General features: G+C 66.5%; 14 protein-coding genes. 7 read left to right on the top strand and 7 right to left on the bottom strand.

Features of this window, described 5'->3' with window-relative positions; all coding sequences use genetic code 11:
* Nucleotides 1-29: 29 nt before the first annotated feature.
* Together FRC96_RS02045 and FRC96_RS02040 are read left to right on the top strand one after the other, a co-directional pair.
* Nucleotides 30-2,129, top strand: a complete 2,100-nt coding sequence (locus FRC96_RS02045; protein WP_146972375.1) for a hypothetical protein — start codon at nucleotides 30-32, stop codon at nucleotides 2,127-2,129.
* A gap of 150 nt (nucleotides 2,130-2,279) precedes the next feature.
* Complete coding sequence (locus tag FRC96_RS02040; RefSeq protein ID WP_230469787.1) at nucleotides 2,280-3,473, top strand: aspartate kinase; 1,194 nt, start codon at nucleotides 2,280-2,282, stop codon at nucleotides 3,471-3,473.
* Nucleotides 3,474-3,538: 65 nt separating this feature from the next.
* Here the strand turns inward: FRC96_RS02040 and FRC96_RS02035 are convergent, their stop codons facing one another.
* The 3 genes from FRC96_RS02035 to ggt all read right to left on the bottom strand — a co-directional run bounded on the left by FRC96_RS02035 (nucleotide 3,539) and on the right by ggt (nucleotide 7,965).
* The gene (locus FRC96_RS02035; protein WP_146972373.1) at nucleotides 3,539-4,189 is read right to left on the bottom strand and encodes a hypothetical protein; all 651 of its coding nucleotides are present in this window, start codon (nucleotides 4,187-4,189) and stop codon (nucleotides 3,539-3,541) included.
* A 630-nt stretch (nucleotides 4,190-4,819) separates the two neighbouring features.
* Complete coding sequence (locus FRC96_RS02030) at nucleotides 4,820-6,193, bottom strand: serine/threonine protein kinase (RefSeq protein ID WP_146972372.1); 1,374 nt, start codon at nucleotides 6,191-6,193, stop codon at nucleotides 4,820-4,822.
* A gap of 2 nt (nucleotides 6,194-6,195) precedes the next feature.
* A complete protein-coding gene (ggt, locus tag FRC96_RS02025) occupies nucleotides 6,196-7,965 on the bottom strand; it encodes a gamma-glutamyltransferase (RefSeq protein ID WP_230469781.1) in 1,770 nt (589 codons plus the stop codon).
* 150 nt (nucleotides 7,966-8,115) lie between these two features.
* Between ggt and FRC96_RS02020 the strand changes: the two genes are divergently transcribed.
* Together FRC96_RS02020 and FRC96_RS02015 are read left to right on the top strand one after the other, a co-directional pair.
* Nucleotides 8,116-8,793 (top strand): TIGR00153 family protein, encoded by a 678-nt coding sequence (locus FRC96_RS02020; RefSeq protein WP_115603773.1) that lies wholly within the window; start codon nucleotides 8,116-8,118, stop codon nucleotides 8,791-8,793.
* A 119-nt stretch (nucleotides 8,794-8,912) separates the two neighbouring features.
* Nucleotides 8,913-10,211 carry an inorganic phosphate transporter gene (locus tag FRC96_RS02015; RefSeq protein WP_146972370.1) on the top strand — a complete coding sequence of 433 codons (1,299 nt, stop codon included), beginning with the start codon at nucleotides 8,913-8,915 and terminating at the stop codon, nucleotides 10,209-10,211.
* 40 nt (nucleotides 10,212-10,251) lie between these two features.
* Here the strand turns inward: FRC96_RS02015 and FRC96_RS02010 are convergent, their stop codons facing one another.
* The 3 genes from FRC96_RS02010 to FRC96_RS02000 all read right to left on the bottom strand — a co-directional run bounded on the left by FRC96_RS02010 (nucleotide 10,252) and on the right by FRC96_RS02000 (nucleotide 14,132).
* Nucleotides 10,252-11,190, bottom strand: a complete 939-nt coding sequence (locus FRC96_RS02010) for a hypothetical protein (RefSeq protein WP_146972369.1) — start codon at nucleotides 11,188-11,190, stop codon at nucleotides 10,252-10,254.
* 141 nt (nucleotides 11,191-11,331) lie between these two features.
* Nucleotides 11,332-12,111 carry a hypothetical protein gene (locus tag FRC96_RS02005; protein WP_146972368.1) on the bottom strand — a complete coding sequence of 260 codons (780 nt, stop codon included), beginning with the start codon at nucleotides 12,109-12,111 and terminating at the stop codon, nucleotides 11,332-11,334.
* Nucleotides 12,099-14,132: a hypothetical protein gene (locus FRC96_RS02000; RefSeq protein WP_146972367.1), complete on the bottom strand. Its 2,034-nt coding sequence runs from the start codon at nucleotides 14,130-14,132 to the stop codon at nucleotides 12,099-12,101. The genes FRC96_RS02005 and FRC96_RS02000 overlap by 13 nt, the downstream gene beginning before the upstream one ends.
* A 216-nt stretch (nucleotides 14,133-14,348) precedes the next feature.
* Between FRC96_RS02000 and FRC96_RS01995 the strand changes: the two genes are divergently transcribed.
* The gene (locus FRC96_RS01995; protein ID WP_146972366.1) at nucleotides 14,349-14,831 is read left to right on the top strand and encodes a hypothetical protein; all 483 of its coding nucleotides are present in this window, start codon (nucleotides 14,349-14,351) and stop codon (nucleotides 14,829-14,831) included.
* Between the two features lie 49 nt (nucleotides 14,832-14,880).
* On the opposite strand, the gene FRC96_RS01990 is transcribed toward FRC96_RS01995, so the two are convergent.
* Nucleotides 14,881-15,468: a TIGR00730 family Rossman fold protein gene (locus FRC96_RS01990; RefSeq protein WP_146972365.1), complete on the bottom strand. Its 588-nt coding sequence runs from the start codon at nucleotides 15,466-15,468 to the stop codon at nucleotides 14,881-14,883.
* A gap of 312 nt (nucleotides 15,469-15,780) precedes the next feature.
* Between FRC96_RS01990 and FRC96_RS01985 the strand changes: the two genes are divergently transcribed.
* Both FRC96_RS01985 and FRC96_RS01980 read left to right on the top strand, forming a co-directional pair.
* Nucleotides 15,781-16,272: a Fur family transcriptional regulator gene (locus tag FRC96_RS01985; protein ID WP_146972364.1), complete on the top strand. Its 492-nt coding sequence runs from the start codon at nucleotides 15,781-15,783 to the stop codon at nucleotides 16,270-16,272.
* 165 nt (nucleotides 16,273-16,437) lie between these two features.
* Nucleotides 16,438-16,797, top strand: a 360-nt coding sequence (locus FRC96_RS01980; protein ID WP_230469780.1) for an iron-sulfur cluster assembly protein, incomplete at its 3' end; no start/stop codon positions are given.

Below are 16,797 nucleotides of genomic sequence, written 5' to 3'. Positions count from 1 at the left end.
AACGCTTCGGCAACGCTCAGGAGAGGCCGGTGAAGATTTGCCCATCATGCAACGCCCGTGTGCAACCTCAGGCATCGACCTGCCCCGGCTGCGGGGAGGTCTTTGAGGAGCGCGCGCCCCGTCAGACGATGATGGGGATTCCGGCGGTCTTCGATGAGGAGAGCGAGGCGGCGATCCAGCAGGGTCGCACGGCGGCCGCGCCGCGGAGCACGCTCTTTGGACTGCCGGCGATCAGCGGCGCTGAGAGCGAAGGCAGCGGGGAGCATGAGGCGCGCACGGCGATGGTCTCGGCCAGCGATCTTCCTTTTCAGCATGCCGCGTCTGGCGAGGCGGAGGATGATTCGACCCGTCAGGTCGACGCGGCGAAGTTGCGTCAGGCGTTTGACGCGCAGAAGGCCGATCCGCGCGCCACGGCGTTTGGTATGCCCTCTCCGCTGACGCCGAACGCGCCCGGGCGTGAGCCTCAACCGACGCCGATTGCCCGCTCGCAGCCCTCCGATGAGGGTCAGGTGATGTCGGCCTGGGGCCTTGGCGAAGAGAGCAGCGAGGGCCTGGCCACACAGGTGCTCTCGGCCACCGATTTTGCCAACCCGGAGTCGGGCGGCGGTAGCATGTCGGTCGATAAGAGTGAGGGCGCGCGCGGAGATCGCGGGCGTCTGCACACCCTGATGGGGATGTCGCTGGAGGAGGAGAGCGACCTGATGTCGGGGGGCGGCGCGATGCGCGTGGGCGGGATGCAGAGCGATGCAGACGATGCGCCAACGCAGGCGATGAGTGTGGCGCAGCTGCAGGCCGGGGCCGAGAAGTTAAGCAAGGGTCCGAGCCTGCGCGATCGCTTGAAGAAGAGTGTGCAGAAGGCCGAGCGGACGCCGCTTCCCACGCCCGAGGATCTTCGGGTGGACAATGTTCATACCGATGTGATGCCGGGCCAGGTCAGTCAGCCCTCGGCTGGCGAGGCCCGGGAGAACCCGTTTGAGCGCTCGAAGAACCGCGATACGCCGCGAAGCGGCGTGTACAAGGTGGCGCGTCGGGGTCGGGAGGGCGAGGGCGCGGGCAGCGGGATGGCCGAGGACTCCGGCGTGCTCGGCACGACGGGGACTTATCAGGTGGGGAACGGAGCCAGTGAGCCGCTTCGCGAGCAGCCTTTTGGCGGTGAAGTCCGTCCGCGCACCGCGTTTCCGACGAGCTCGGCAGGGGCGGCGTCGACACCTTCGCCGCAAGCGCTGACGCAGCCGGACGCCGACACCGATGTGGGCAATCCTTCGCTGGCGCAGGCCGCCGGGGCGAACCCCTGGCAACGTAGCGCCACCGGGCCGCGCTTTGGCATCACGTTGCCCGAGCCCGGTGCAGCGGCCGAACCGACGAACGACGAGGTGCCGGAGCTGGAGGTTGAGGCGTTGGAGCCGCTCTCGCCGCAACGTGCAGCGAGTGAGCCGGGGGCGTTGCCCCGGGTGGAGCCTGCGCAGCCTGAGCCTCAGCGCACGTCGGCGCCCTTTACGGAGGTGACCCCCGCGCCGGTGCATCATTCGCCGACGGGCGATGCGAGCTTCGGGGCGACGCCCGCGCCGGCGTCTGCCGCGCAGCCTTTCGGGGCACAGGCGGGCGGTGCGAACTTCGGGGCGGCCCCCGCGCCGGGGGCTGTGGCGAGCCAACCTTTTGACAGTGCGTTTCAGGGCTCGGGAGCGCCGGCGCCTGCGGCACATGCTCCCCAGGCGGGAGCGCCGATGGCGGCGCAGCCTCAGGCTCCGGCGGCGCCGTCGGCCGCTCCGACTGCCAGCGATAGCGCCGAGGCGTTGGTCGCCACGTTGCAGAAGGTCTGCGGGGTGATGGCGGGCGTGACCCTGGTGGCGGCCACGGCGCTGGGAGTGCTCGGCGGCGGGGCGTTGACGGCGCTTGCGCTTGTGCCGGCGGTGATGGGCGTGCTGGCGATTCTTCTGCCCTTTTTGCCGGTGTCGCGCCCGATCGCGTCAGCCGGGTTCGGCCTGGTGGCGCTGGGCACGCTGGGCGCGGTGGTGGCCAGCGCGCTCGGCGGAAGCATCGGACTTGCCATCTTCGTGCAGTTCGGTGGCGGGTTGCTCGCCGGCTTTGCGGCGGCGTTTCCGCTGGTGCTCAAGCTGGTGAAACCTTAGTAGGTGTGGGCGAAGGGTGCGTGAGCGCAAAAACCTGCTAAGCTCCAGGGCCGCTGACGCGCTGCGTCGGCGTGATGCCGGGTGCACCGTGCTGCTCGACTGGCGAGCGGTGCGGGACGACCGCCAGCTTAGAAGGTGTGCGCTTTGAAGGTGATCGTTCAGAAGTTCGGGGGATCCTCACTCTCAGATCTTGGCAAGATTCGGCAGGTCGCCGAGGCGATTGTCGCCACGCGGGAGCGCGGCTACCAGGTGGTGGTTGTGGTCTCGGCGATGGGCGACACCACCGATGACCTGCTGGGGATGGCCAACGAGCTTGCGGCCAGCCCGTCGCGGCGCGAGCTCGATATGCTGCTCTCGGTCGGCGAGCGCATCAGCATGGCGTTGATGTCGATCGCCATTCAGGCGCGCGGGCATGAGGCGGTGAGCCTGACCGGATCGCAGTGCGGGATCATCACGACGGCCAGCCACTCCAACGCGCGCATCATCGATGTGCGGCCCTTTCGGGTGCAGGATGAGCTGGCGCAGGGGCGCATTGTGATCGTGGCCGGCTTTCAGGGCACGAGTTATCGCCGCGATGTGACGACTTTGGGCCGCGGCGGCAGTGACACTACGGCGGTGGCTCTGGCGGCGGCGCTGGGGGCGGAGGCCTGCGAGATTTACAGCGATGTCGACGGGGTCTTCAGCGCCGATCCGCGGGTCGTGCTCAGCGCGCGCCAGCTGGAGAGCTTGAGCTACGAGGAGATGCAGGAGATGGCCCGCGCCGGGGCAAAAGTGCTCAATGAGCAGGCCGTGGAGTTTGCGCGCCGCGCCCAGATCGCGCTCTACGCCCGCAGCACCCAGATGCGCGGGGAGGGGGGCACGGTGGTGCGGGTGGATCTTCCGCAGGCGGAGCTCACGCGCCTTGAAGAGGGCCGGCCGGCGGTGGCGGTCAGCCATATTCGGCGTGGTCTTCGGGTGTGTGCTCAGGCCAGCGCGGATCGGGTCGCCGAGGCGATCGAGGCGCTGGCGACGGTGAGCTTCAGCTGGCAGCCGGGGCGCAGCCTGGACGCCTTCATCGGGCTGGATGATGTGCACGGGGTGGCGGAGCTGGAGGCGTCACTGCGAGCGCTCGGCGCGGATGTGGAGGTCAGCCAGCCGGGAATGATCAGCGTGGTGGGGCTGGGTGTCGGCGGGCAGACGCGCTGGAGCCGCCTCGGGGAGGCGGCGCTGCGCGAGGCCGGTGTGGCGACCCTGGGGCTGAGCGCGAGCCTTGCGCGCCTGAGTTGGATCGTGGAGGCCGGGCAGGTCGAAGCTGGCGCCAACGCGCTGCATGAGGCCTTTGTTGGCGAGCCGCTCCCGGCTTGAGTACGTCAGGCGACGAGAGCGATTTAAGTGTCTTAAGTGCGTGGGGGGAGCGGCGAGAGGTTGGCTCAGAGTGCGGGGTTAAGCCAGGTTAGCGCCTCGTGTGCGACGAGCTGACTCCAGCTCTCCAGCGCATCCATCTTCGCCTGAAGTTCGGCCGGATCGACCCATTCACCGACCATCTTGTCGGTCTCGCGCACGCGGATCTGCGCGGGGTCCGTGGCGTGGTACGCGCTGAAGACGACGCCCAGGTGCACCTGGCCGACCTCGTTGGTGTCGTCGTTGATCAGCCCCCGGTAGGTCAGAGTGAGGGGGTGATCGATGAAGAGCTCCTCGTAGAGCTCCACGAGCATGCCGGTCCACAGCGCGTCGTCGGGGCGGCGCAGCTCGGGGGGGGCGTCGCTTTTTTTGTCGCGGGCGATATGCCCGCCGACACCCACCGAGAGTTTGTCGTGGAGGCGCGCTTCGCCCTGGGTGGGCAGGCGGCGCAGCCGAAAGATGTGGGTGTCGTTGTGGACCACCACGTAGGGGATGAGCTGCTTGCGGGTCGGATCCTCTTCGAGCGGCGCGCGCGCGCCCCAGCGCAGGCGGCCGGCCAGCTCGGCGTAGAGCCGTGCCTGCGCGTCGGTCCAGAAGCCATGCTCAAGCGCGCCGAGGGCTTTGAGCTCGTCGCGGGGGACGTAGGCGATGGTTTCGTCGGCGTAGCGTGCTGGGCTCATCTGGGAGGCTCCTGGGGGCTCTACACATCACACAAGGTCGCAGGGGAAGAAGACGTGCATCTTACGACGTCACCCGAGGTCAACGCGGACCGATCTGCGGGCGGGAACTCGGCGCGGGCACTCTGGCCGGGGGCGGGCGGGCTGGCAAGGGCGGAGTCGCCAGCGTGTGCGGCGTAAGGCGTAACAGGTGTGCTGGAAAATTCTACCAAGAAAAAAAGCGAGGCCCCTGGGAGGGGCCTCGCTTTTTGAGCCGCGTGTGCTCTCGTGTGCGAAGTAAGTAGGAGGGATTTTGGTAGGATTTCCAGGAAGGAAATGGGGTGGGATATCAGGAAGATATGGGGAAGGATGCAACCTACCTCGCACACGACAGAACACGCGGCCTTTCTTGCGTACTCACGATGTAAAACTGAAGCGGCCAGCTTTCTATTCCGAAGAGACTGTAAAGTATCAGTGTTACTGGAACCTGTCACCTTTTGTCTCGGTGCTTCGCGCCTTACGCAGTCTAAATTACAGCCTCGGTGGAAAATGTCAACCACACTGTAAAAAATAATTGAAAAAAAATGCCTCCAGGGGCACTGGAGGCATCTTTGGGGCTAAAACTAGCGAGGATCGGGTGATCTTACCGGAAGGTCAGCGATCGTCGGGCTGCAGGGTGATGCGCAGATCCTGGCCGGCGAGGGACTCTTCGACCCGCAGAGTTTGATCCTGGTAGCCCTCCAGGCGCAGGACAAAATCGACACCTTGCTGCCCCTCAAAGACAAAATCGGTCAGGGCCTGGGGGGTGGCACCCAGGAGGCGCTCCTCGCCGCTCTCGGGGCTCAGGGTGTAGAGGCGGGCGCCGGGGGGCTCGGAGTGGATCTGCAGCCCGGAGGTCAGCACCTGGGCTGTGGGGCCTTCAGGCTGGCTCTGGGCGTCGTCGGCGGGTTTGCCCATGGCAAAGAAGAACCAGCCCAGGTTGGAGAGGATGAAGAGGGCCAGCGCCAGGGTGAGCAGGTAGCCGCTGGGGCGAGGGCTGACCGACGTCGGGCCGCGCGGGGGTTGCGGGAGGGCGGTTGCGTCGGGCTGCTCGTCGAGCGCTTCGCTCTCGGCAGGGGGCGCGGCCGCCGGCGAGGGGGGGGAGGCTTGCGCGGTGTCGGGATCGGGGCCGTGAACCGCAAGGCGCAGCTCACGGGCGAAGTCGGAGAGGGCAGGCCAGCGTCGGGCCGGATCGCGCTGCAGAGCGCGATCGATGACCGAGGAGATGGCCTCTTCGACGCCGAGCTCTTCGAGTTTGGGCGCGGGCTCCGAGGCGATGCGCACCAGGCCTTCGCTGGCGTCGATGGGATCGTCGAAGTAGGGGTGCACGCCGCAGAGGGCGCGGTAGGCCAGGGCCCCCAGCGCCCACTGGTCGGCGGCCGCCGGGTCTGGGGCCTCATCCCCGGCGAAGATCTCCGGGGCGTAGGCGTCGACGAGATCGGTGGTGAGGGCGGCGTGCGGTAGCGCGCGCAGCTCGGCCAGGGTGAGGCCGACGGAGAAGAAGGAGAGGGTGGCGCGCTCAAAGGCGTCGGGGCCCTCGGGAAGTCGCACCCAGCGGGCGGTGAGCGCGCCGTGGAAGAGCTCGCGCTTGTGAGCGCGCTCCAAAATGGCGGCCAGACGCTCGACGAGCTGCACCACTTCTGTGGGGGGGAGGGTGCCGCGGCGCTCCAGCACCGCCGCAAGGGAGGTGCCCGCGGCGCTCTGCTCGATGACAAAGGGGACGCCGCGCTCCAGCTCGCCGAAATCCACCACCGAGAGGACGCCCTCCATGCGCTGATGGCTGGCGCGCTCGGCGCTGTTGCGGATGCGTTCGATGAGCGCATCTTCGGCGCCGGCCTCGGGGAGCCCCTCGAAGATCACGACCTGCACCGGGAGCCCGAAAGGCTCCTGGGTGGCCGCATAGCGCGAGATGAGGCTCTCGGTGCTGATGCGCCGATCGAGGTGGTAGCGATGTTCCAGCGCCAGGGTGCCGCCTTGAAGGTTCTCCACGATTACTCCGCCTGGGGCTGATGATCTTCGGTGGACTCAGAGGGTGCCGGGGCGGCGGGGATGCCGCCTTTGCGCGGGTCGCTCACCGCGGTCCAGCTGCCGTCGGGCTGACGCATGATGGCCTGCACCGCGTTGTAGGCGCGGCGGGTCTGCAGCTGGTGGCCGCGCTCGACAAGGCCCGGGGCGAAGGGGAGGTTGTCGAACTCCACAAAGAGCTGCTCGGGCAACCATTGATGATGCATGCGCGGGCCGCTGACGGCGTCGAGAAGATCGCGGCCGAAGATCATCGTGGCGACCATGGTGAAGTAGGTGCCGGTGATGATGGTCGGCCCGCCGCTGCCTCCGAGGCTCATAAAGGGCTCGCCCTCCTTGAGCACCAGGGTGGGGCTCATCGAGCTTAAGGGGCGTTTGTCGGGGGCGACGGCGTTTTGCTCGTTGCCCATCAGGCCGTAGAGGTTGGGCTGGCCGGGGGCGATGTTGAAGTCGGCCATCTCGTTGTTGAAGATAAGCCCGAAGTCCGGATCGTAGACCAGCGAGCCGAAGCGGGTGTTGATCGTGGTGGTGCAGGCGAGCATGTTGCCGGCGGCATCGACGACGCTTAAGTGGGAGGTGCCGGGGGGATCGTCGGAGGGGGCGGTCGATCCGTAGGCGTCGATGGGTTTGGTGCTGTTGAACTCGATGGTCTCTCGGAGCTGGGCGGCATACTCTTTGGAGATGAGTCGCTCGACGGGGACGTCGACAAAGTCGCTGTCGCCCAGGTGGGCGGCGCGGTCGGCGAAGGCGTGTTTGAGCGCTTCGACGATCAGGTGAATGGCCGGGGCGTCCCAGGCCTGGGACTCAAGCTCGAAGCCTTCCAGAATATTAAAGGCCTCGATCAGCGCGACGCCGCCCGAGGAGGGCGGGGGCATCGAGATGATCTCAAAATCGTTGTAGGTGCCGGTGACCGGCTCGCGGATGGCGACCTGGTAGCGTTTGAGATCGTCGAGGGTGAGGATGCCGCCGGCCTGCTGCACCGCCTCAACTGAGGCCTCAGCGATGGCGCCGGTGTAAAAGGGCTTCACGCCCTCGTCGCGAAGAAGTTCCAGGGCGCGGGCCAGATCTTCGCGCACAAGAATGTCACCCTCCTCGACAAGTTCGCCGTCCTCGCGGGTGAAGACGGCTTTGAGCTCGGGCCACTCTTCGAGTGTGGGGGCCAGGGTCTGAAGGTGTCGCGCCAGCGTCGCTCCCACCGGAAAGCCCTCCCTGGCGAGGTTGAGCGCCGGGTCGACGATGCGCTCCCAGTCGAGTTGACCGAAGCGCCCGTGCAGCGACCAGATGCCCGCAGCTTCGCCGGGCACGCCGACGGCCAGCCCGCCGTGGCGGGCGAGCTGAGGATCGGCCTCGCCATCGACCAGGTACATATCGCGATGGGCCGCACCCGGAGCGCGCTCACGGTAATCGATGACGGTGGTTTCGCCAGTGTCTGCTTCTCGGTAGAGGCAGAATCCTCCGCCGCCGAGGCCGGAGGCGAAGGGGTTGGTAAGCCCGACGGCCAGCATCGCTGCGGCGCCGGCGTCGGCGGCGTTACCACCGGCGGCGAGCATGGCCGCGCCGGCCTCCGAGGCCAGCTGGTGATCGGCGGCTACAAGCCCCGCCGACGATCGCACCCGATGCTGGCTGTAGTCCGGGGTCTCGGCCGCTGGCGCGCTCTCCTGCGCCACAGCTGGCAGGCTCAGCCCGCAGAGAAGCAACGCAATTGTGACGCTGCTGAAACAATCTTTCCTTCGAGTCATGATCCATCCACGAGCTTGTTGACAGTCCATAGCGACACTCTATGCTTCGCCGCATCGCCCCGGGGCGAAAAGAAGTTTGATGTGAGAATCGCCAAGTGAAACGCCCGTAAGCGTTTTTTGTCGGTGAACCCTTTCCACCACAGGTAGTCCATGATGGTCCGTTCAATCTTCGGTCTCTTCGCCAAAAGTCCCTTCCCGTATATCCGAGAGATGGCCCACAAGGTCAAGGAGTGCGCCGATGAGGTGCCTGTGCTCTTCGACGCAGTCTTTGAAGGGGATCAGGACAAGGTCAAAGCGATCGCCGAGAACATCAGCCACCTTGAGCATGAGGTGGACGTGGTCAAGACGCGCATTCGCGACAGCCTGCCCAAGACGATCTTTATGTCGGTGGACCGCCGCGACCTGCTCGACGTGCTGGCCTCGCTCGATGCGATCGCCGACAACGCCGAAGACGTGGGCATCCTCTTTACGCTGCGCAAGATGGAGCCGCACCCCGAGCTTGTGCCTCAGCTCAAGAAGCTGCTCCGCCGGGTGATGACCACCGTCGATAAGGCCGTGGAGATCGTCGACGCGCTCGAGGTTCTGGCCGACGTCAGCTTCACCGGCCCGGAGGCCGAGCGGGTGCTCTTGATGATCGATGAGCTCAACCGCCTGGAGCACGAGGCCGACCTGGTGCAGGACGCGCTGGCGCGACTGCTCTTCGGGATGGAAGACGACATCAAGCCGGGCAGCCTGCTGATCTGGAACAAGATCTTCAACAAGGTGGGCGACATGGCCAACGCGGCCGAGAAGATGGGCAACCGCCTGCGCCTCTTCATGTCCAAATAAGTTCCGAGCAATCAACCCGCTGCGCTCCGAACTTCGGCGCGCAGCCCGCTGCCCGGGCCTTACCTTGTGAGGGAGGCCGGGCAGCGATCAGCGAACCGTAGTACCGGGAGCGTAACTCCATGGGTGTGGAACTGATCCTCTGGGTGGCCATTGCGTTTGGCTTTTATATGGCGTGGAGCATTGGCGCCAATGACGCAGCCAACGCCATGGGCACCAGCGTCGGCTCGAAAGCCATCTCGTTTAAAGAGGCGGTGATCATCGCCGCGATCTTCGAATTTTCCGGGGCGTTTATCGCCGGGGCGTCGGTCACCGATACGATGCGCCGGGGCATCATCGATCCTCTGCTCTTTAATGATGCGGCGGTGGTCGGTACGGCGGAGGGCTCGACGCTCTTTATGCTGGGGATGCTCGCGGCGCTGATCTCGGCGGCGGTGTGGCTGCACCTGGCGGCGATGCTGGGCTGGCCGGTCTCCACGACGCACTCGATCGTGGGTGCGATCACCGGCTTCGGTCTTGTGGCGGTGGGGCCTTCGTACATTCAGTGGGGCACGCTGGCCAAGATCGTGAGCAGCTGGGCGGTGAGTCCGCTGACCGGCGGCATCCTGGCGTATCTCGTGTTCTCGCTTGTGCGAAAGATGATCTTCGATGCGGAGAACCCGGTGGCGGCGGTCAAGCGCTGGAGCCCGGTGCTGGTCTTCCCGGTGTTTCTGGTGCTGGGGCTTGTGATCTTCGTCAAGGGTATGCCCGGCGTCGATCTGGAGTCCTACGGGATTGGCACGGTGCAGATCTGGCTGCTCTCGGCACTCGTCGGCGTGGTGGGCTCGGCGATCAGCTGGCTCTTCGTGCGTAAGATCGAGGAGCCCTCCGGCGATGATCCCGACCTGCACGTGGCGCGGGTGGAGAAGGTGTTTCGCTACCTGCAGATCGCCACGGCGTGTTTTGTGGCCTTTGCGCACGGTTCCAACGATGTGGCCAACTCCATCGGGCCGCTGGCCGCGATCGTGGGCACCTTCAATGAGGGCATGATCACGGCGAAGGTTCCGGTGCCTACCTGGGTGCTCCTGCTGGGCGGACTCGGGATTGTGATCGGTCTGGCGACCTACGGCTACAAGGTCATTGAGACGATTGGAACCAAGATCACCGAGATCACCCCCTCGCGCGGGTTTGCCGCGGAGTTCGGCGCGGCGTCGACCATTTTGATGGGCAGCTGGCTGGGGCTACCGATCTCGACGACGCATACAGTCGTGGGCGCGGTGATCGGGGTGGGTTTTGCGCGCGGGATGACGGCGCTCAACCTGGGGATCATCTGGAACATCGTCAAATCGTGGGTCTACACCCTGCCGGTGGCCGGCGGCTCCACGATCTTGATTTACCTGGGTATGAAGGCCGCCTACTCCGCCTTCATCGCCCCGCTCTAAAACGAGAAAAGGCCCGGCGCGTGCCGGGTCTTTTTTTGTCTCAGACGTCGTCGATCCAGGCGTCGATGCGCTCGCTGTTCAGGGGGGAGATCCCCCGGGCTGCGAGCGTCTGCGTTAAGGGCTCGGTGTGCAGCGCGAAGTCGTGATCGCTTAATCCCTGCTGAACCTCGCGCTGGTAGTCGCGGGTCTCAAAGTAGGCGCGCAGGCGCTCGGAGATGGGGTAGACCATCAGCTGCTGGAACCAGTCGAAGGGCTGCTTTTCGGGGGCGTTTTTGTTCTCGACCATCTCCCAGTAGAGCCCCCAGGAGGAGGCGGCCACCGAGCCTGCGGCCTGGGGCATCACGTCGCGGCACAGGGCGAGAAAGGCGCCCTGCCAGTAGGGGTCGAAGTGGCGAAACTCCTCGCTGTAGAAGATCGCGTTATGAAAGTAGGAGGGCACGGTAACCAGCGCGCCGAGCTCCAGGCGCTGGCAGACGTTTCGCAGCAGCTCCAGGACCTGGGGGCCCACGCCCAGACCGGGGTAGCGCTGGCCGGGCAGCGGGGGGCGCTCCGGGCTGAAGTCGGTGGCGGGGTTTTGCAGGAGCAGCCACTCGATGTTGAGCACCGGGATATGGGTGGTGGGCTGATCGCCCAGGCCCGGGGCCTGTAAAAAGTCGCGGCGCACCACCAGCTCGACCAGGGGGGCGTCGCAGCGGGGCTTGTCGCTCCAGATGCGCAGCAGGTGTTCATCGGGGTCGTCGGTGCGCAGCTCCAGGCGGCGATCGCGAAAGCCGATGCGCTCCAGGTCGCGCATAAAGCCGTACTTCTCCAGCGCGATGCGCAAGCCATCCTCGGTGTAGAAGCCCAGCCAGAGCTCGTCGTCCTGCCCGAAGAGGTCGGGCAGCGCGCTGAGCTCATCGAAGCCGGCCGAGCCCTGCTGCAGCTCGGTGCGGGTGAGCAGGGTGTAGATCTCTTCGTAGCGTTCTCGAAAGCGCGTCATCTGGAGGCCGGGGGGCACAGATCGAAGGAGCGACGGGCCGCGGGTGATGGAACGGGCGGCCCGGGGAGATGTCGTAGAGTGACTGCGCGCAAGTATAGGTGCGGGGTGGTCGGGTGCCAAGCCGGCCGGTCAGCGTGCCGGTCAGCGAGCGGCGTAGACCGGTGAGCCGAAGGCTCCGAGGTGGGGCGCCGGCGGTGCCGGGTCGACGTGCTGGGCGATGTAGGCGTAGGCCTCCCCGGGGCGAGCGCTGGCGTCGAGGTAGGTGCCCGGGGAGGGGCCCTCCAGCGCGACCAGGGGCTCCCAGGGGGCAGGCGCATCGGGGGAGGTCGCTGCCAGCGAACGGCGCATCAGGCGCACGCCCCACCTCCCAGATGGCTCCCAACGCAGCCTTACGCCCTCAGGCGTCGCTTCCGCGCTCAGGTTGGCTGGTGGGGGCGGAAGCTCTCTGGAGCTTGTCTCCAGGGCTGTGGCGAGCTCCCAGGAGCCCTCGGCTGTGGTGGCCAGGGCCAGGGTGTAGCGCAGATCGGGGCAGGCGCCGACCTCGGCGTCGCGCAGCTCCAGCGCGCCGCGCTCCCAGGCCTGCTGTTGGGCCGGGTTGAGCGCGATGTCATAAAGAGGTGCCGGGTTATCCCGGGCGCAGCTGCGCTCCAGGCGCAGCGCCCCGGGCGCCGGCGTCTGCGCCGGCACGATGCGCAAAAAAAGACCCTGCTCGCTGACGCGCTCCACACTCAGGCGGACCGTCTCAGAGGGCGGGGTTGCAAGGGGCGCGCGCAGCGCGGCGCACCCTGGTAGCGTCGTGGTCACGGCCACCAGGGTGACAGCGATGGTCGCCAGGCGCACCGTTGAGCTTGCGCCAAACGCAGCACGACGCGCCTCAATGGGCGCGTCGTGGCGAGATATCTTCGGGATTAAAACTTCCACATCAGGCGGCCCTGAAGCGTCCAGGCCAGGCCGGGGTCGACCGATTCACCGAAGGGGCCCAGGTCGCCGTAGTGGTTGAAGCGGGGGCGGTCCACCTCGGCGGCCAGGCCGGCGAAGGGGAAGAGCACGCCGGCGTCGATCGCCGCCAGGAAGGTGTCGGTCGCCAGGTAGCGCAGCGAGGCGTCGAACTCCAGTCCCAGCCAGGGCTCGCCGGAGGGGGTGCCGGCGGCGTTGAGCGCGCGCGAGGCGATGGCGTCGAGCTGAAACTCCATGCGCTGCAGGCCGCTGTCCAGGAAGGTCGCCATCACGTAGGGGTTGGCGTAGGTGGCGTTGGTGACCGTGCCGATGACCTCGCGGAAGAGGATCAGATCGAGGTGGTAGTCGGGGCTAAAGCGCATGAAGTCGAGCTGGTTTGCCGCGCTCTCGCCATACCCCCAGTTGGGGCTCTCGCCGCCGGAGGCAAGGCCGGCATTGAGGCCGAAGGTGATCGGCCCGCCGAAATAGAACTCCGACTCCAGCGCCAGCCCGAACTGCGAGACGGACTTGGAGGTCACGTTGCCGTCGGCGTCGGTGGAGCAGGCCCCGGGGTTGGCCTCGCGGGAGGCTTCATCAAAGCAGTTGACGCTGCCGGTCTGGTCGGGATCAAAGCCGACGGCGGCCGAGGTGGTGTTGTCGATGTTGCCGAAGATGCCCAGCGCTTCGAGCTCCAGGCGGATGCGGCGATCGTCGGCCGGCTCCCAGAGCATCTGGCCCCAGAGGTCGGCCGAGTAGATGTCCAGTCCGCGGTAGGTCAGCTCCGGGGGCGCGACGGTGTTCAGGCCGCTCTCATCGACGTTGGCCTGGCCGCGGTTGTGACGACCGCTGACGTAGAGGCCACCGTTAAAGACGGGGCGGCGCGTGGTGTAGAGCGCGTGCGCCTGGCGTTCGCGATCGGCGCGGCTGATCGGGGCTCGCCAGACCTGGGCGGTCCACTGGTGGGTGCCGTCGAGGCGGCTGAGCTCGTGAGGGGTGCCGTGGGCAAAGCCCAGCGAGTCGCTGGTGAGACCGGCGCCGGCGAAGTCGTAGGCGGCCAGGATGTTGAAGTTCCAGAAGCTCGTGCGCAGCGCGACGCGGTCGACCACGTCGCCGAAGTCACAGTCGTCGCACTGGCCGCCGTTCGCCAGGATGCCCAGGCCCCAGTGGTTGAGCATACGACCGGCCGAGAGCGTGCCGAAGAAGGCATCGACCTCACCATAGGCCTGACGCACCGTGAGCAACGAGGGGGCGCCGTTGTAGCCGCCGAGCAGGCGAGCGTCGGCCCCGGGCATGCCTTCGACGAAGTAGCTGTGACGCGGGTCGGCGCCGAGCGCGATGGTGTCGAGAAGGTCGGCCTCGGTGTGCACCCGCAGCGTCTCGGAGATGTGGAAGGTCGGCGCCAGACGCAGGCGGAGATCGGTGGTCCAGAGGTTGCTCGCCTCCGGGTTGGCCGGCGCGTCGGAAGGGCTCACCGTCTCCAGCGGCGGCAGGACCGCCGAGGTGCCACCGGTTCCCAGGTCGAATCCGACACGGGCTCGGCTGCGCGTGCGCAGGTGCCCGGAGACCTCCACGTAAGGGAAACTCGCCAGGGGGGTGAGGCGGTCGAGCATCGCGTCGTCGATGGCCGCGGCGGGCACAAAATCGATGTCTTCGGCGATCTCGTCGAAGTCCGAGAAGTCGTCCTCGGGCCAGTCGTCGCCGGTCTCCTCGGTCGTGGTTTCTTCGGTCGCGTCGTCTGCGGAGGGCTGCTGCACGAGCTCGGGAGCGTCGTCTTCGGCGGGGGGCTGCTCTACGGGCTCTTGTTCTTGCTCTTCGGCCGCGCTGGCGTCGTCTTCGGCAGGCTCAGCGTCTTGCTCGCCATCGTCGTCTGCCGTGGGCTGTGCGTCCTCGCTCTCCTCAGCGGGCTGCGTGTCATCGGTGGCGGGCGCCTCCGTGGGCACCGGCGCATCACCTTCGGCGTCTTCCTGGGCCACCAGAGAGGAGGGCAGGGCCAGAGCCAGAATCAAACATGCACCAGAGAACGAACGCGAGCATTTCATAGGAAGCCTATCGAGCCGAACAGGGAAAAATTCCACAGCCAAGGGGGGCGGACGCTAGCACGCACCTATAAGGGGGTCAAGGTAGCCGCTGGACCGCTAAATTGAAGGACGAAGCGAGGTGGTTAGCTTCTAAAAAAGACCACGGAGCGGACGCTCTCCACAGGGTGATGGCCAGGAGCGAGCATGGAGATTATCTGGACGCAGGCGGTACTTGCCGGGGTGGTGGGCGTGGTGCTGATGACGATGGCGATGGTCGCCGGGCGTGTGATGGGACTCTCGACCGATATGGTGCGGGCGATCGGGCTGCTCTTCGTGCCGGACCGGGACCACTACCTGGTGTATCTGATCGGGATCACAGTGCACCTCTTTATGGGCGCGATCTTCGGTCTGACTTATGCGCTCTTATTGAGCGCTGTAGGGGCCGTCGAGGTGGTTGGTGCCGCGGCCGCCTGGGGGGCATTTTTCGGCGTGCTCCACGGCGTGGTGGTCGGCGCCGGGCTGGGGCTTTTGCCGGCGGTGCACCCGCGGATGGGGCCTGGTGAGGTGCTCAGCGCCCCGGGGTTTTTTGGTCATAACATCGGGGTGGGGATGCCGGTCTTTCTGGTCATCCTGCACATCATCTACGGCATCGTCGCGGCGGTGGTATACAGCGTGGGCGTGGCTTGAACGCAACGCGGGCAGGCTTCTGCATACGTGAGTTTCCGCCGGGCTTCGCTCAGATCTCGCTCTGATCCATCCAGATCTGCGTCAGCGGCCACTCGAAGGCCTCCATCTTCGTCAGCAGCGCATCGGGGGAAGCGTCGACGAGCACCAGCTCGCGGTGCTCCGCCTTGAGAAAGCCACAGGCCACGGCGTGGTCGAGGAAGGTCAGAAAGGGATCGTAGTACCCCTCCAGGTTGAGCAGACCGATGGGGCGGCGGTGGATGCCCAGCTGCGACCACGTGATGACTTCGCAGAGCTCCTCCAGGGTGCCCATGCCGCCGGGCATGGCGATAAAGCCCTGGCTCTTCTCGATCATCATCGCCTTGCGCTCGTGCATGCTCCCCACCATATGAAGCTCGGTGAGCCCGGGGTGGCCGGCCTCTTTGGTGGCCAGCCCGCGGGGCAGGATGCCGATGGCCTGGCCGCCGGCTTCCAGGATCGCGTCGGCGATCGTGCCCATCATCCCGTAGCGCGAGCCGCCGTAGACCAGCGCGCTCTGGCGAGCCGCCAAGGCCTGGCCCATCGCCCGCGCGCCTTCGAGAAAGCCGGGGTGGGTGCCGGGGCTCGAGCCGCAATAGACACAGATGGCCGAGAGAGACATGTGCACACTCCTCAAGGGGGGGAAGGGGGAGGTCGCGGCGGACCACAGAGGCCGATGTAACGCGGGTTGGCCCGGGTGTCGAGGCTCCGCTTGGGCGCGCGCCGAAATGGCCGGCGGGGGATGGGTGTTGTCACCGGGCGAGCCTTTGCGTAGATTGCGCTCGCGGAGCGCGCTTTGCTCGCCCCATCGGGCGCTAAACTCGGGCTCCACCACAGGATTCGGTCCGGGAAAGAACTCCCCGGCCCACCCCCGGTGCCCGGTGAGACGCGCGGGCCCGTGATCAGTTCATCATTATATCCCAGGCAAAGTATCGTGGCTGAACAGTCGTTAGAAGAGCGAGAGGCCCGCGTGGCCGAGGCGATGGAGGCATTCTCGGAGCGTCTTCAGGAGGCCGGGCTCAAGTCGACCAAGCAGCGTGACGTGATCGTCGAGCGTTTCTTCTGGCTCGACAAGCATATCAGCGCCGACGAGCTGCTGGAGGATGTGCGCGAACACCAGCCGCGCATCGGATACGCCACGGTGTATCGCACGTTGAAGTTGCTGGTGGAGCAGGGCTTTGCGCTCCCCAAAGACTTCGGTGACGGGCAGACGCGCTACGATCCGATCCACAACCAGGATCCGCAGCACGACCACCTCATCTGCGTGGACTGCCGTAAGATCATCGAGTTTAACGACGACGGGCTCAACGAGCGCATCCAGGCCATCGCCGAGAAGATGCAGTATCAGGTGCGGCGCAAGAAGATCGAGCTCTACGCGGAGTGTCAGATCCCGGCCTGCCCCAACCATCCCGATCAGGGCGCCTGAGGGCGTCTTTTCCCCCTTTTATTCACAGTATTGAATCGGCCGGGCTGGTGATTACGACCACCCCGCTTGCGGAGCTCCGGGACGGAGGCCTTCGGCCGGCAATCGCGGCGCCGCGCAGCGATGCGCGCGTCAGCGGCGGCGAGATTCCAACTTTTCGAGGCATGCATGAAAGACGATTTTTCGATCAAAGGTGAAGTGATCGCGGCGCTCGAAGGCGTCGAAGATCCGGGCCAGGGCGGCAAGAACATCGTGGACACCCACCTGGTCGAGCAGGTTGAGGTCAAAGCCGGCGTGGCCGACATCACCCTGGTGATGCCCAAGGGCCGCGCCCGCGAGGAGCGCTTCGCGATCGAAGACGCCGTCTACGATAAGGTCGAGGCGATCGACGGGGTGCTGGAGGTCAAGGTCAAGACGATGACCCCGCAGGCGCTGGAGCGTGAGCAAAGTGGCGAACCCGCCCCGGCCGCGCAGCCCGCCGCTGCCGCGCCTGCCGCGCGTCCGGCTGGCGCGAAAGCCTCGCCGGCC

The organism is Lujinxingia vulgaris, from assembly GCF_007997005.1.
Classification (GTDB): Bacteria; Myxococcota_A; Bradymonadia; order Bradymonadales; family Bradymonadaceae; genus Lujinxingia.
The sequence above is the reverse complement of the archived record's forward strand: the minus strand, read 5'-3'. Positions and strand labels throughout refer to the sequence as shown.